Origin of the sequence: Paenibacillus tyrphae, assembly GCF_000722545.1 — a bacterium.
Lineage (GTDB): Bacteria > Bacillota > Bacilli > Paenibacillales > NBRC-103111 > Paenibacillus_G > Paenibacillus_G tyrfis.
On the sequence record NZ_JNVM01000003.1, the window covers coordinates 1 to 14,516 of the forward strand.

14 protein-coding genes are annotated in these 14,516 nt (G+C 54.4%); 6 read left to right on the plus strand and 8 right to left on the minus strand.

The window, feature by feature from the left end:
- From ET33_RS02465 to ET33_RS02480, 4 genes are all read left to right on the plus strand, one after another.
- Window positions 1-744, plus strand: a 744-nt coding sequence (locus ET33_RS02465; protein ID WP_036676064.1) for a DUF6385 domain-containing protein, incomplete at its 5' end; no start/stop codon positions are given.
- A gap of 67 nt (window positions 745-811) precedes the next feature.
- A complete protein-coding gene (locus ET33_RS02470; protein ID WP_036676065.1) occupies window positions 812-2,869 on the plus strand; it encodes a TPR domain-containing glycosyltransferase in 2,058 nt (685 codons plus the stop codon).
- The gene (locus tag ET33_RS36185) at window positions 2,832-4,532 is read left to right on the plus strand and encodes a glycosyltransferase (protein WP_051775066.1); all 1,701 of its coding nucleotides are present in this window, start codon (window positions 2,832-2,834) and stop codon (window positions 4,530-4,532) included. The genes ET33_RS02470 and ET33_RS36185 overlap by 38 nt, the downstream gene beginning before the upstream one ends.
- 19 nt (window positions 4,533-4,551) lie before the next feature.
- Complete coding sequence (locus tag ET33_RS02480; RefSeq protein WP_036676066.1) at window positions 4,552-6,408, plus strand: tetratricopeptide repeat-containing glycosyltransferase family 2 protein; 1,857 nt, start codon at window positions 4,552-4,554, stop codon at window positions 6,406-6,408.
- A gap of 120 nt (window positions 6,409-6,528) precedes the next feature.
- On the opposite strand, the gene ET33_RS02485 is transcribed toward ET33_RS02480, so the two are convergent.
- Genes ET33_RS02485 through ET33_RS02500 form a run of 4 tightly spaced genes read right to left on the minus strand, consistent with a single transcriptional unit; the run spans window position 6,529 to window position 10,429 of the window.
- Entirely contained in the window at window positions 6,529-7,677 is a 1,149-nt protein-coding gene (locus tag ET33_RS02485) for a glycosyltransferase family 4 protein (protein ID WP_152570581.1), read from the minus strand.
- Window positions 7,674-8,402 (minus strand): glycosyltransferase, encoded by a 729-nt coding sequence (locus ET33_RS02490; protein ID WP_036676069.1) that lies wholly within the window; start codon window positions 8,400-8,402, stop codon window positions 7,674-7,676. Before ET33_RS02490 ends, ET33_RS02485 begins: the two co-directional genes overlap by 4 nt.
- A 15-nt stretch (window positions 8,403-8,417) precedes the next feature.
- A complete protein-coding gene (locus ET33_RS02495; RefSeq protein ID WP_036676071.1) occupies window positions 8,418-9,596 on the minus strand; it encodes a hypothetical protein in 1,179 nt (392 codons plus the stop codon).
- Window positions 9,593-10,429 (minus strand): hypothetical protein, encoded by an 837-nt coding sequence (locus tag ET33_RS02500; RefSeq protein WP_051775067.1) that lies wholly within the window; start codon window positions 10,427-10,429, stop codon window positions 9,593-9,595. Before ET33_RS02500 ends, ET33_RS02495 begins: the two co-directional genes overlap by 4 nt.
- A gap of 149 nt (window positions 10,430-10,578) precedes the next feature.
- Between ET33_RS02500 and ET33_RS02505 the strand changes: the two genes are divergently transcribed.
- Window positions 10,579-10,794 carry a hypothetical protein gene (locus ET33_RS02505; protein ID WP_036676078.1) on the plus strand — a complete coding sequence of 72 codons (216 nt, stop codon included), beginning with the start codon at window positions 10,579-10,581 and terminating at the stop codon, window positions 10,792-10,794.
- 68 nt (window positions 10,795-10,862) lie between these two features.
- On the opposite strand, the gene def is transcribed toward ET33_RS02505, so the two are convergent.
- Together def and ET33_RS02515 are read right to left on the minus strand one after the other, a co-directional pair.
- Entirely contained in the window at window positions 10,863-11,381 is a 519-nt protein-coding gene (def, locus tag ET33_RS02510) for a peptide deformylase (RefSeq protein ID WP_036676079.1), read from the minus strand.
- Between the two features lie 22 nt (window positions 11,382-11,403).
- Window positions 11,404-11,649 carry a helix-turn-helix domain-containing protein gene (locus tag ET33_RS02515; RefSeq protein WP_036676080.1) on the minus strand — a complete coding sequence of 82 codons (246 nt, stop codon included), beginning with the start codon at window positions 11,647-11,649 and terminating at the stop codon, window positions 11,404-11,406.
- 390 nt (window positions 11,650-12,039) lie between these two features.
- On the opposite strand from ET33_RS02515, the gene ET33_RS36190 reads away from it, so the two are divergent.
- On the plus strand, window positions 12,040-12,828 hold the full coding sequence (locus ET33_RS36190) for a stalk domain-containing protein (RefSeq protein ID WP_051775068.1): 789 nt from the start codon (window positions 12,040-12,042) through the stop codon (window positions 12,826-12,828).
- A gap of 61 nt (window positions 12,829-12,889) precedes the next feature.
- Here ET33_RS36190 and ET33_RS02525 read toward each other — a convergent pair whose 3' ends face one another.
- The gene (locus ET33_RS02525; RefSeq protein WP_036676082.1) at window positions 12,890-13,465 is read right to left on the minus strand and encodes a putative glycolipid-binding domain-containing protein; all 576 of its coding nucleotides are present in this window, start codon (window positions 13,463-13,465) and stop codon (window positions 12,890-12,892) included.
- A gap of 71 nt (window positions 13,466-13,536) precedes the next feature.
- A complete protein-coding gene (locus ET33_RS02530; protein WP_036676083.1) occupies window positions 13,537-14,493 on the minus strand; it encodes an NAD-dependent epimerase/dehydratase family protein in 957 nt (318 codons plus the stop codon).
- Window positions 14,494-14,516 lie beyond the last annotated feature (23 nt).

The window sequence follows — 14,516 nt, forward strand, 5'->3', positions numbered from 1 at the left end:
GCTACCATCACCGCGGGGACCTTGACTTCCGTCGGCTCCGTACTGGGAGCCACCATTACAGCAGGTACGATCAGCGCTACCATTCTCGGCGGCACGGTCAGCGCCACGATCCTGGGCGGTACGCTCACCAACCTGCTCAATGGCACCATTACCAGCGTGCTCGGAGCCACGATCACCGCAGGAACCCTGACCACCGTCGGCTCCGTACTGGGAGCTACCATTACAGCGGGCACGGTCAGCGCCACGATTCTGGGCGGTACGATCACCAACCTGCTCAATGGCACCATCTCCAGCGTGCTCGGCGCTACCATCACCGCGGGGACCTTGACCACCGTCGGTTCCATACTGGGAGCCACCATCACGGCGGGTACGATTACCGCCATCTTGGGCGGAACGTTAACGGCGATCTCCCAGAACAGCTTCGTGGAGCAGAGCTTCTTGGCCGTCCCGGCAGGTACAGCTACGACGTTCGCGCCGCTGGCGGCCATAACGACGGCTGTTTTGGAAACTTATTCGTTCTTTGTCTACAATTCCAGTCCCGTGGGAACCGTCGATACAATACTTGAAATTAGCGCGAACGGAACCAACTGGTTTACCGACGTAACCAGCTCGAACCTGGCTCCGGGATCTGTCGACGTACTCGTGCCTCAACGCTTTTTGAAATATACCCGCCTCTCGTATCGGGCATCAACGACGTTGGTAACGGGAACGATTGACGTCATATTCAACGCTCAAGGTTCATAAAATAGAAAACATATCCCTCTGCATAGCAGAGGGGTTGTTTTTTTCCTGGGAGGGAGGAAACCGCGTCATGCTGCTGAGTTTGAACCTGATTGTGCGTAATGAAGAGCACTTTTTGCCGTCATGCCTGGAGAGCGTCAAATCCTGGGTGGATGAAATTATCGTAGTGGATACCGGTTCTACCGATCGAACTATTCCAATAGCCGAGTCTTACGGGGCCAAGGTGTTCCGTATCGATTGGGAAAAGGATTTTTCCAAAGCTCGCAATGCGGCTGTGGTTCGAACCCGGGCAGACTGGATTCTCGTTCTTGACGCCGACGAACAAATGACAGGCGATCTGCAAGCATTCAAGAAAACCTTGAAAACCACGGAACTGGAAGCCTTCTGGCTGGACGTGGAAAATGTAACCGGTTCGCTCCCTCATGAACGGGTCTACCACCGGTCGCTGCGCCTTTTCCGGAATCGGCCGCAATACCGGTACCAAGGTCCGATTCACGAAGACATCCTCCCTTCCATCGAGAAGCGTAACGGTTCGATCACTTGCATCGGTACAAGCGGTCTGAGCCTTCTGCATTTCGGCTACTTGCCCGAGGTGCGGGAACAAAAAGAAAAGGCCAAGAGAAATTTGACCATTCTGCAGGAAGCGGTTAAGGATCAACCCAAATCCTCCTATTACCGTTACCATTTGGGCGTTTGCTACGAACAGATGGGGATGGATCGCGATGCCGTCAAGCTTTTGGAGCAAGCCCTGAAAAGTGCTCCGTCCGAAGTTTCCTACCGGCCGACCATCGTGAAAGATTTGTCCAAATTATTGATCAAAACCGCCGCCTTTCCGCAAGCGGTGAAGCTGCTTGAAAAGGAAAAGCATAAATATGAGGATTACCCCGACCTGCATTATTATTTAGGGGTTGCCTACACGGCTGTACACCAGGAAGATATGGCGCTTCGGTCGTTTCAAGCCGCCGTCGGCGCCTCCCCTTCCCGTTCCTATCTAACGGAGTCCGGCACTCATTCCTTCCGCTCTTATTTGGGGATGGGGAACATTGCCGCGAAATGGTCCGCATACAGGGACGCATTAAAATTTTATCTGGACGCGCTCAACCATTGCTTTTATTCCAAAGAAGCGTTTGTCGGCATTGCAGATGTCCTGATCGCTTTAAACAAATGCGAAGAGGAGATCGTCAAGGAGCTCCTTCATATTGTAAGCCCGAATTTCCAGCCGGATTCGCCTACCTATCCGCTTCGCGAGCTGTGCGAGATCAGCATTGGCGAAGCTCTGTTCGACGTCGGCTGCTACCGCGCCAGCCGCGAGGTGCTGAATTCTTATCTCTCCCGATCGCCGCGCATCCGGGAATGGATCGCTCTGTCCCTGATCCGCGAAGGAGAAATCCAGGAAGTGCATCGTCTGGCCGAACCGATAACGGCCTCGGAAGCGCCGGACGCCCCGCTCCTCTTTCATACGCTGCTGCTGCACAGCTTGGAGAAAGCCGTTCCCATCCCCGCTTACTTGTCGGATTGGATGACCCGCCAGCCGGAAGCAGCCTTTTACGCCCGTTTGTTCGAGCAGCTTCGAACGCATGCCGAAATATCCGAAGAAGATTTGGATTACTCGTACTTGCTGTTCGTCAAGCCACTGCTCCATCTGGCCATCCAAATGCAGTATCCGGTTGTCATCGACAGGCTGACAGGACTTACTCCGGCATTTCGCCCGTTTACGGCAAAAATGCTGTTCTACGAAGGCTTTGTGGATCAAGCAGCCGATCGCCTGCTCACGGTCATGGAGACGGAACCGCTGGATGGCGAGAGCTTTTACATTCTGGGGCTCGTTTTGTATGATCGCGGCCGATGGCAGGAAGCATCCGTGCTGTTCGAGCAGGCCTTGAGCCTTGACCCGGAAGATCGTAAAGCCAGAACAGCCGCAGCCTTATGTTATTTGCAGCAAGCCAAGAGTATTGTGCAAGAAGCTCTGGAGCGAATGCCGGAAGCCGCTCTGCTGCAAGCCAATTTACAGAAACTCAATCTTTCCATCGAGCTGGTCTCCAAGTCGGATTGGCGTCCATACTGGCGCGGCGTACAAAGGAGGAATTACCATGAAGCCTGGCAGCATTTCGCTGTGCATGATCGTTAAGAATGAAGAGCAAGCCCTGCCACGCTGCTTGGAAAGCGTCAAAGACGTCGTCTCGGAAATGATCGTGGTCGATACCGGTTCGCAGGACGAGACGATATCGATTGCCAAGTCGTTTCAGGCCCGTGTGATCGAAATGCAGTGGCAAGACGATTTTGCCGGGGCGCGGAACCTTGGCGTGGATCATGCGTCGAGCGAATGGATCTTATTTTTGGATGCGGACGAGGAGCTTGATGCGGGCAGCAAAGAGGAGCTGCTGACTTGGGCCGGCTGCGCCGAGGCGGATGCTTATTTTGTGCGAATCATCAATCATTTTGGCGATCAGGAGCTGAATGCCAGCATCAATCCCACGATCCGCATGTTTCGGAATTTGCCGGGGTACCGTTTCACCGGAAGAATCCATGAGCAGATCGCCGAAAACATTCAGCAGATAAATCCAGGAGCGCGCTTTGTCATGACCGATATCCGGGTGCATCACTACGGATACCAAGCCCATATCCGGGCGAGCAAGAACAAGACGGAGCGAAATCTGGCTTTGCTGAAAAAAGAGCTGGAAGAGCATCCCCAGCATTCGTTCCACCTGTATAACATCGGGATTGAATATTTGCAAAATAATCAGGTTGAAGAAGCATTGGATGCGTTTCAGCAATCGATCCGGTATGCGCATCCGATGGCCAACTACGCCCACCTGCTGTATAAGTGCGAAGCCCGTTGTTACGCGGCAATGAACCGGCTGAAGGAAGCGATCGACAGCTGTGACCGCGGGATTGCTCTATATCCGGACTATACCGACTTGTATCATTACAAAGGCTGTTACCAGATGACGCTTGGGGACTTTCACTCCGCCAAGCAGTCTTTCCGAAAAGCGGTTCATTACTCGGAACCCAAGGGCTACCACACGGAAGCGGGTGTCGGGTCCCATACCACCTACTACTTGCTGGGTCTCGTATGCGAGACCATGGCTCAGGACAACGAAGCGGCGCAAGCCTACCTCACCTCCTTCCAACAGCAGCCGGGTGCTCTCCGTTCCCTCTACCGCATGTTCCGTCTGTACCGGACGGCAGAGAAGCAGCATGAGCTGATGACGTTAATCCAGAAATCATTCCAGCTGCGCCTACGGCAGCAACGAGCCGATATTGCCAAGGTCCTTTATCGGACCCATTGTTACCAGACGCTGGAAAACTTGACGCAGTTGTGGGCCTTGACGGATAGAGTGGACGAGGACGAGAAACAGGCACTGTTGAATATCGCCGCAGAATGTCGTCTATTGACCGAACCGTCAGCAGGGAATCCTGAATCCGGGGAATCGTGGAGTGAAGACTTTTTCAAAAACGGGCTGCCGAACGACTGGCTTCCCCTTTTGCAGCCGGGCTCACCGCAATCGTTAAGCGAGACGGCAAAGAAAGCGCGTATTCTTCATGCTCAAAAAAAATATCCCGTCTACCACCAATTTTTGTCCCTATGGGAGGAGCAGCAGCGAACATTGGAAAAAGACTTCCAATGCGATTCGGTGCTCCAGATGGTTTACAACTTGTCTCACAATGCCGAACTTCACTTGAACCGACTGTTGCGACGGGAGCCGAAGCCGGAATTGATCAGGAGCGCTATACTGTCGCTTCCCTTCGACGAGGGATTGCCGGAGCGGGAGGGAGCAATTTCTGTCTAATCCACGCCTGTCGGTATGCATGATCGTGAAAGACGAAGAAGGGCTCTTGCCCCGCAGCTTGACTTCGGTTGCCGGAATCGCGTCGGAGATCATCGTCGTCGACACCGGCTCAACGGACCGCAGCGCGGCCATCGCCCGGGAATTCGGAGCAAGCGTCTATACCCACGAGTGGGAGGACGATTTCTCAAAAGCGCGGAATCAAGCGCTGGACGCGGCGTCGGGGGACTGGATTTTGGTGCTGGATGCTGATGAGGAGCTGGCGCCCGAATGCCTGCCGCTGCTGTCCGAGTCGTTGTGCCGATCCGACGCCTTCGCTTATGCCTTGCATTTTGTCAATTATTACGGACAGCTTACGGAATATCTCAGCTTCACCGATTCGTGCTGCCGATTGTTTCGGAATTTGCCCGATTTGCGCTACAGCGGAAAAATCCACGAAGATATCGTGCCTTCCTTGTTGAAAAGGCATTGGACCCCGATCCCAAGCCGCATTACGATTCGTCACTACGGTTATTTGGAGGACAGAGTCCGGCAGAAACGAAAACCGCAGCGCAACACGGCCCTCCTCGCCAAAGCGATCGCGGAAAACCCGGGGGATTCGAGGCTGCAGTACGCGCTGGGAACGGAATATCTTCATGCGGAGCAATATACCGAGGCCATGGGAGTGTTCTTCCTGCTGCTGAAATCACTTGAGCCTTCCTGCGGATTTTATCCCGATCTGCTGCTCAAGACAGCTCTCCTGCTCCGGGTGCAGGGAGCCAACGACGAAGCGCTTCGGCTTGTGAAGGAAGGGCTTCGCTTATTTCCCGATTTTACCGATCTGTGGGATCTCCTGGGGGACCTTTGCGTGGAGCGAACCGAGTACAGCCTCGCCCGGAAGGCTTACGAACACTCCCTCTCGCTGACGCCTCGCTCCGGGCTTTACGCAAGCCAGACGGGCTCCGGAAGCTTTGCAACGGCACACCGGCTTGGCCAATTACAGGAGAAGCTGCTGAATCGGGTCGAAGCCCTTCGCTCGTACCGTCAAGCACTGGATACGTTCCCCCGGTACGAACCGACTTGGCGGCGCTGGCTTGAGCTGACCGCCGCCGAAGGCCGCTGGGCCGAATTGCTGTACTGCCTCCGAAGCTGGCAGGCGGAACTGACGCCACAGCAATGGACGGAAGCGGTCCGCGGCCTGCTTCAATACAACGAGCTGTTGCTTGCGCAGCGAATCCGGGAGTGGGCACCCAAACCAGTCCTCGCAAGCCTGAATCCGCTGTCCCTTCGCCTCAGTCAGTGGCTGATACGTTGCAAGCAAGGAGACAAAGCCGGTGTTTTGGCCGAATTACAAGGTTTGAACGAACCGAAAGAGGGAACGCTCGATATCGAGCTGCTCCGCTGGGCTATCCAATTCGAGTTGTCCGCGGCCAAGGAGGATGACAGGCAGGAGCTTGTCCGGGACGAATCTGCTGCCGCAGATGAGCGCACCTTCCTTACCGCTTGCACCGTCTTCCTGGAAGCGGCCTGCTGGGACGGGCTAGCTTGTTACCTACGCCAATCCGGGGGAGCGCTCCGGCATCTTCCCGGTCTGCTTCGCCCGCCTTTGCTTCAGCTTGTTCTGCAGTCTCCCGATTTCGTGATTCAAGCCATTCTTTCCCGGTGTGACCGGGATCGGCTATCTCCGCAGGAGTTGTGCGCCTACGGATTGCTTTTCGGCGCGCTGCGGCGCTGGATGGAGGCTGCCGGCGCGCTGCGCCAAGTCCAAGACCGGCTTCCCGATTGGCCGCTGCCCCGGCTTATTCTGGCGCAAGCGTACCGGTCGCTCGCATTCGAGCGGCTTGGTCAACCGCTGGAAAAAGCCGAGTGGCTGAAGCTATCCTTGTGGCTATCCGCTTGAAAAGGCGACCCTCTGTCAACGGGCGGGAGGCGTCGCCTTTTTGTATGAATGGAACGTTTGTCAATTCCCCTTGTGTTTCTGTCACATCGCCTCAAACGGATAAGCATTCCTCCAGATTTTCTAGGATATGGCCTCTTCCTTCCGCAAATATTCCTTCAGCACCCGCTCCCACCGGCCGGCCCATATGTTCTTGTCGAAGCAGCGCGCAGTCTCCCGGGCCCGAATGCCCAAAGCCTTCCGCATCTCCCGATCCTCGATCAGCTCAATAAGCGCCGCAGTGATCCGCTTGGCCGAAGGCGGCACCAGCCTGCCGTTGTAGCCGTCCAGAATAAGGTCATTAAGCCCTCCGACGTTGGTCGCAACCACCGGCAGCCCGGAGCTCATCGCCTCGAGACAGGACAACGACGTTCCTTCAGAATACACGGTCGGTATGACGGCGATATCCGCGTCAGCGTAGACGAGCCTCATCTCGTCGAACGATTTGACTTCATGCGTGATTCTTGCCCGATGCGGGTGACAGGATAACCAGAACAGAAATGCCCGGCATATGTCCGCGTCCTCGATCGTTTCTCCGACGAACTGCATTTGAAGATCCGGAAACCGCTCCAACAACGCATCGGCTGCGACCATCATGGGAAGAATGCCTCTTTCATGGCTGATTCGGCGGGGGAACAGCACCTTCAAGCCTGTGCGGCCCTGTTCTTTGCGCTCCCCGGGGTAAAAGCGGCTCGTATCGACGGAATTGGGGATCAGCTCCACCTTGAGCGGATCGAAATAATGACAGACCGACCGGCAGTAGGTCAAAAAATGCGAATCGACCGACACAATGCGCCATAGTTCATTTAAAGCGCGCTGGACATTATCCGCCACTTGCGTTTTGGCGCTGGTCACCAGATCCGTCCGGTCCCAATTGATGCCGTGACAGATGCCAAGGGACCCCGGCACATAGCGGATCGGATGCCAGATGCAGCTCGCGTAAATGATCGGAGCGGCTGCTTTGTGGGACATCTCCTCAAAGATCTCCGCCACCTTCTCGATCTGTCCGCAAAACAATCCGTGCACTTTCATCCCGGCCAGCTCGGTCGTCTTAAGCCGTGTCTCGAACGGCTTGCGGAATGCCAACTGGTACACTTCCGGTTCCGCGCCCAGCTTCCGTAGGAGCAGGCACAGCTCGTAAAGGTATCTCTCAAGCCCGCCTCCGTAGATTTTATCGATACGACCGTTATACGCGTCCAAAAAGCTATGCGTCAAAATGGCGACGCTGCTCAAGACTCCTCCTCCTTCCATTTGACCAGATGGGGAGCCGCATCCAGAATCGATTCATACTGGGCTTGGCTTCCCCAGACGCCCTCCGGGTCCATCTGCTTATATCGTTCGTACTTCCTGCGGCGCTCCTCCTTACTGCCCGCCCAGCCGAGATGCTTCACCCGGATATCCGACACTAGGCCCGGAAGCGCTCCGTACGACAGAGGCACCCGGTGAACGTGATGATCATGCTGCAAGTAATAATAAGGAAAGCCCGGCAAATTGCGCAGCAGCATGATCGTATGCCGCTTGTGCAGCTGCCAGTGCTCGTCTTCGCGGTAATGCGTTCGTCCGCCCCAGAAATCGTACATCCGGAATGCAACCCAGTCGTAGCTGTCCTGGTTCATAAGCTGCCGGACCGTCCGTTTGAATTTCGATTCGAACACCTCATCGGCATCGATAGCCAGCACCCAGTCGGGTCCGTACTTACAGGTTTCTCTCCAGAGCAGGGAGCGAAGTTCCCATTCCCGGGAAAAATGCCGCTCCGCCAGGCGCACCACCTCCTTCACCTTGGGGAACGACAGGCAGATGTCTACCGTCCGGTCCGTACTCGCATCGTCTACGATGACGATATCATCTGCATACTCGCTCACGTCTTGGAGCACTTCTTCCAGAAAACGATTTTCTTCGTTACGAACCTGCATCATTGCCGTCAAGCGATTATTTTCGGTTTTGCGAACGGGCCGCATGAAGCCTCACCTCGTTTAAGAATAGGCAGCCAAAAAACGTTCCACCATCTCCAAGCGCAAGATGTTCGAAATCACCTCCTGATCGATGCAAGCCGCTTTCAAATAAAAAGAAACGGCCTGCGGCACGCAGCCTTCCTGTTCTTCCTGCTCCCCGAGCAGCAGCCACTTCTCCCGCTCCACTGCCGGCTCCTTCGGACGGTCTTGAGCAAGCAGATCCAGCGCTTTCGGATACTGGCCCGTTTCTTTGTAAAGCTGATAACGGATGGAACGGTCAAAAGGTGCAGGTTGACGTTCGAGCAGCTCCAAAGCATACGCCATATCCCCGTTCTCCCGGCAAATGTCCGCGCAAACCAGAGCATGCATCTGCTGATCGTAAGCGGCAAGCAGCCGCTGGTAGCGGGCCTTGTCTTCGGCTTGAATCGCCGTAACGCCGAAGCTGTTCAACGCGTCAGCGATCTTGTCTTGCCGGGCCTGGACCATCGCAATCCAGCGGTAAAGAGAGAGGCAGCGGCTTCCATTCGCCACGACACAGCGGCCAAAGGCTTGAAAACCGTAGTGTTCCGCTTCGCTATGCCGTCCTTCCACATACAAATAACGAGCGGCAAGCGCGAGAAGAGCTTCGTTGTGAGGGTCGCATTCGACGGCTTCAAGCAGCCCCTCCGTCCGTTCCATTCTTTTGTGCGACGCCAGCTCCCGCAAAGACCGCCCCAAATCGTGAACGTTCGCATTCGCTTTGCACAAGCCCACAAGCTCAACGTAGCGTTCGTCAAGCGACGCTCCGGCCTTGTGTGAGACATGACTAGGCGGTCCGGGCGCGTAAAAGGCCGGAATGCCCCGCAAACTCAGGTCCAGCATGGCTTCTTCCGAATCGGTCAGTAGCGCATCGCTAAGCCTATTCAGCGCCTTCCGGTAATAATCGAAGGAAGCATCCGATGAAGCCTCCGCACCGTAAGCGAGCCCGATCACGGCATGAGGCTTCCACTGCCGAAGGAAGGGCATCCAATACGGATGGGACACCACGGCCACCCCATGCGACGGTTCCAGCTCTCTAACCGCTGAAAGCGGAACATAGGAGATGCCGTTTTTCTTCCCGGACTTCTTCCCCGCAGAAACGGCAAGCACCTGGCAGTCCGGCAGCAGCGGAAACCATGCTTCCTCCTCTCTGCCGGGTTCCCCGAAAAGCACCACGTTCATACAGACCCTCCCATCGGAAAACTGGGCAAGGCATGGATATTTTTCAGGTCGTGAAGCCCTTGGGTTCCAAAACGCCGCAGCAGCCCTTGCAGATTCAACCCGGCTTGTTCGTTCAAATCGCTATAATCCATGCGCTGTGCCATCGTATAATGAAAGACTCGGGAACGAAGATCCGCCTTCGGCTTCCAGCCTTTGGGCAGCCTCAGCTCGTGATAGTAAGCGAGCAGCAAATAATCGTCCTCATAGCCCTGTTTTCCCGGCAAATCCTCCAAGCGATACCCGCCGATCGCCCGTAGAGCTTCGGATCGGTGCATGACCGGATGGACGAATCCCTCGGCCATCTCATCCCTTCTAGACTCGTTCAGCAGGGCGAGCAGCTCCGGGATCGAACTTGGAACGGCAGCGCTGCGCACGCCTTTCCCTTCGGGATGCCATTCCCCGGCGGCCGTCAATATCCCCGGACAGACGCACGGCTCCTGCGGCCGTTCCCATAGGAAAGCTTGAAGCGGCATCGTCCAGCCGGCAGGAAACAGCATATCCGGATGAATTTCGGTTAGGTATGCGCAATCCGGAATATGCTGCCAAACATACTCGAAACAAGCCTGTCTCGCCGCGGGAATGCCAACGTTCTCCCCGCTGCCGATCACATGCACATCCAGCTCAAACGAGCTTGCCGTTTCCAGCAAACGGTCGTTCGTAAGCATGCCTTGATTATGCAGCACAAGGACGGCTCTCTGTTCGGCCCGCTCCAGGCTCGACAAGCATTGGCGGAACATTTGCATGTCCGTCTCGTGCCGGATTAACGCCGGCATCGTATGCACGACCGTCGGCATCGGCCATCCGCTCCTCGATATATGGATTCATAGTCTTTCTAAACTGTATGCTTCCGGGTAGGGCAGAATGCCACTCCCGATGCCCTTTTCACGCCTTGGCCGAATAATATGGTACAATGGATACAGCCTAACGACGAAGGAGAACAAGAATGGCGCGCAATCATAGATTGGTAACCGATGCGGATTTCCAGGAAGCGATGGAACGCGAAGCATCGATCCGGGTTTTTCAAGACGATCATGTGGTCGGTTCCGGCGGGATCATCACCCGCTTCGACAACGACACGGTCGTGATTCAGTCCGGGGTCAGCGATGTGGCTTATCACAGCAGGGACTTGTGCGAATTTTTCGAGATGAGAAAAAGGTAAAACATGCGAAATAGCCCGGAACTTGAACCTCAAGTCCGGGCTGTTTCTTTTTGGGTGCTTCCGCTTCTTTAATGCTCAGGCTTGGACAGACGAATAATATCGAACACATTGACCTTGCGCCCCGTCTCGTCGTGAATGAGCGCATTCCCTTCAATCCGGTCGATGTAGAGCACCCCGTCCAGGTGGTCCATTTCATGTTGAATGCAGCGCGCAAGATACCCTTCCGCTTCGAGAACGAACGTCTCGCCTTGCCGGTTCAAGCTGCTGATCTTGACTTGGTTGGCCCGCTTCACGAACCCGGAATGCCCAGGAAACGACAGACAGCCTTCCGGCCCGATCTGCTCTCCGGACATGTCCAGCATGACCGGATTGATGAGCTCAATGAGTCCGTCGCCGCAGTCCATTACAATCACCCTACGCAAAAATCCGATCTGCGGCGCCGCAAGCCCCGCCCTGCCCTCTGCGGCATACAGCGTATCGACCATATCGTCAAGCAGCTTAAGGATTCTCGGATTTACCTCTTCCACCGGCTTGGCCTTCTTGCGAAGAACCGGGTCGCCGAACGGCAGTATTCTTTTTTCAGCCATAACGTTTACGCCTCTTTTCTTTTTATATGGATGCGCTTCTGACTTGCGACGGCGTATGCACCCACAAGTCGTTCGGAGTACAGTCCAAAGCCGTACATAGAGCGTCCAGCGTCTCGGCCTTCATCTGTTTCGGCTGGCCGGTCAGCAGGGCGCTGATCGAGGGGGCGGACAGCTCGTAGCCTGCTTTTTCCTTGAGCAGCCGGGACAATGCGGCCCCCGTTCGGATGCCCCGCTCCATCATCATCTTTCTTAACATCCACACCAGCATAAGCCTTCCCCTTTCCGAACTCAAAGATTAGGCAGCGCCTAACTTTATTAGGCAATACCTAATATATCACATCGCTTGCCAATAATAAATGGTATGGTCATGTCACCATGAAAAAAAAGAGGAACCGGCGTCAAAGCTGACGCAGATCCCTCTTCCTTGTGTTGCGCGCGATCCTTACTTTTCCCGGTTGTATCCCCGCTCGCCGTACTCCTTCCACTCGTGCTGAAGCGCCTTGTTCATCATGGTGCCGAGCAAAGCGGAATGCATCTACTCTACACGTCAGTTAGCGGCCCATCATTGGACAAACCCGCTGAAAATATAGATAATTAGGATTGCTATCCAATAATTAGCCAATCCCCCCAACTGATGGGGAATAAGAGAGGGAAATCCATGAAAAAGAAAATTGCGGTATTGTCCGCCACCCTACTCCTGATGGCCGGAGCCGTCAGCGCCTCCGGATTGAACGGGGATTACAAAGGAAATCCGATCGTGAAAGTAACGTCGAACGGGAAGCCGCTCGAAGCGGGCGAAGTGCCTGCCATGATCTATGACGGCAACACACTCGTGCCGATTTCTTTACTCCGGCAGCTCGGGGCTTCCGTGACATGGGACGGCGACGCTTATCAGGTGGATGTTAAGCTCCCCGAGCCTCCTACGGCACCTCCTGCAGCAGTGGACAAATCTGAGGTCACGATGCAGCAAAACGATGCAAAGAAGCTTAAGAAATATGCCGCTGCCGCCGAGCTATACTTGAAATTACAGACACTCGGCGAATCGCTGGATTCCGCCCGCACTACCATCCGGTTGACTGCCGATGCCATGAATGCAGGGAAAGCGGAGGCTTCCTCCTTAATTTCCATTGCCAAGACAAGCTACTTCAAAGCCAATGAAATGCTAACAAGTCTAACGAAGGACACAACGAAAAGCGTTTATGACGATTTCGATAAGTATGGTATCAATTCAAGCCAGATAATGTTCACACTAACCGATTACCAGGAGAGCGCCCGGCATTACCAGCTTGCATTGGATTATCTCGATAAGTATGTCCGGGACAAAAAAGCAAGCGATTATAACGAATATTTAAATAACATTGGAAAAGCCGACGATTACGCCAAAATCGCAAAAGAGAAATCCTCCAAAGGATACACCGAGTGGTCCAAGAGTGTACTAAACTTTTAATCCTCCGCTGTCGCATGAAATATACAAAGACCCTTTCCGGGGCTTTTTGTTATGGACCCTTTTATCGTGCATCTGGTCCCATCTCGCGATAAAATAAATTCGGATAGACCACTACGATACCGTTCGAATCGACCGTAATGCTCTCCGTAAAATTCCCGCTCTGATATCGAAATATAGACGAATCCTTCCCGCTTTCAAGCAAGGTATAGTTCTGTTTAACCTGTTTATAGTTCAAATCGGCGGCAGAAATGTAGACCACTTGGATCTCCTGCTGCTGCAATGGCTCATGCGGTAATCGGTTGATCGGAAGTGTATTCGTAAAGGGAGTGCATGAAATATCAATATCCATGCAGCCTGATAATTCGGGAATAACTTGTCCCTGTTCATTTTTCCAGATCCCATTGCCGTCGGACGAGAGACGCAAGCCTTGATCTTCTCCCAAGTAACGAACCGTGACTGCTCTGGTGACCCAGCTTTTATCGAGCACGATATCATATTTAATTCTGAAGATGTCATTGTTATTTTGACTTCCAATAACAATACTATCAATGAGAATTTGATTGTTTTCCTCTCTGACTTTAAGGTGTTCATAACCGATCCCCGTGCTCGGTCTCCAAACAATATCCGCAGGCAACATAGGTAAATCCTCCCATCGTTTGTTCACAAAGGAAGTTTATCATGTTCTTTGGACCTTGTTAAGAGCGATATTTAAAAGTTGTTCCCGTTCCGGCGAATCAAGTCAAGGACGGCTGCATCCACGGCATTGGTCAAAGAGTAGCGAGGCGCAAAGCCTTGCCGGCGAATTTTACTGTCGTTCCATAACCGGTTGACGGTGAAGCTTTTTATCGCAAAAGGGGTCAAATGAAGCTGAGCCAGCTGCTCCTCCGTCGGGCTTTCCGGAATCCGTACCGTTGCGGCAGCTTTTCCGGCGGCGCGATCGATCTCGGCTTTCAGTCCGCCCCAAGTCGTGTCGAACCCTTTCAACAGGTAAGCGTCGTCCGCTTGACCGTTCCTATCCAAGGTCCCAAGCCATACCATCGCCCGTCCGATGTCGCGCGTATCGATTAACGACACCCGGCCGGTGCCGTCTCCGATGATCGGATATTGATCGTGAGCATGCGCCCTATACAGCCTGGAAAAGAACGACGAAAGATCACGCACCCCGATCGTACTGGCTGGACGCAGCAAAATTGTCCCGATCCCGGTTCCCCTCCCGGCTTGCCGGACCACTTCCTCCCTCTTCACGGCCAGCGCTTGGATCGGATACTCCGGTACGGTCACGTAGGATTCGTCGATCGGGTCTCCTGTCCGAAAATCGTACATGACAATCGTGCTTAACTGGATAAAACGTTCGGCCCCTTGGGAAGCGGCCGCTTCGATTAGCCTCCGCGTCAGCTTGACCTCCACCTCGGCTTCCGTGTCGATCACCGTATGCAGCTTCGCATCTGCCGTACAATTATAGACGATCTCATGTGCGCGAATAGCTGCAGCAATGGACGACGGATCGGAATAATCAACCCGGACCACGTTCACCCTCAGGCTATCCAAAAAAGCCGTATCGCTCTGCTCGCGAACGGCCGCGGTCACCCGATGCCCGGCCAGCACCAACTGCTCCACCGTGTGACTCCCGATAAATCCGCTGCCTCCAAACACGACTGCCTTCATTCATGTCACCCTCTTATTTTATT

Coding starts and splice junctions, on each gene's coding strand:
- ET33_RS02470 (WP_036676065.1), top strand. CDS start 812: ATGCTGCTGAGTTTGAACCTGATTGTGCGTAATGAAGAGCACTTTTTG.
- ET33_RS36185 (WP_051775066.1), top strand. CDS start 2,832: ATGAAGCCTGGCAGCATTTCGCTGTGCATGATCGTTAAGAATGAAGAG.
- ET33_RS02480 (WP_036676066.1), top strand. CDS start 4,552: ATGATCGTGAAAGACGAAGAAGGGCTCTTGCCCCGCAGCTTGACTTCG.
- ET33_RS02490 (WP_036676069.1), bottom strand. CDS start 8,402: ATGCGGCCCGTTCGCAAAACCGAAAATAATCGCTTGACGGCAATGATG.
- ET33_RS02495 (WP_036676071.1), bottom strand. CDS start 9,596: ATGAACGTGGTGCTTTTCGGGGAACCCGGCAGAGAGGAGGAAGCATGG.
- ET33_RS02500 (WP_051775067.1), bottom strand. CDS start 10,429: ATGCCGACGGTCGTGCATACGATGCCGGCGTTAATCCGGCACGAGACG.
- ET33_RS02505 (WP_036676078.1), top strand. CDS start 10,579: ATGGCGCGCAATCATAGATTGGTAACCGATGCGGATTTCCAGGAAGCG.
- def (WP_036676079.1), bottom strand. CDS start 11,381: ATGGCTGAAAAAAGAATACTGCCGTTCGGCGACCCGGTTCTTCGCAAG.
- ET33_RS02515 (WP_036676080.1), bottom strand. CDS start 11,649: ATGCTGGTGTGGATGTTAAGAAAGATGATGATGGAGCGGGGCATCCGA.
- ET33_RS36190 (WP_051775068.1), top strand. CDS start 12,040: ATGAAAAAGAAAATTGCGGTATTGTCCGCCACCCTACTCCTGATGGCC.
- ET33_RS02525 (WP_036676082.1), bottom strand. CDS start 13,465: ATGTTGCCTGCGGATATTGTTTGGAGACCGAGCACGGGGATCGGTTAT.
- ET33_RS02530 (WP_036676083.1), bottom strand. CDS start 14,493: ATGAAGGCAGTCGTGTTTGGAGGCAGCGGATTTATCGGGAGTCACACG.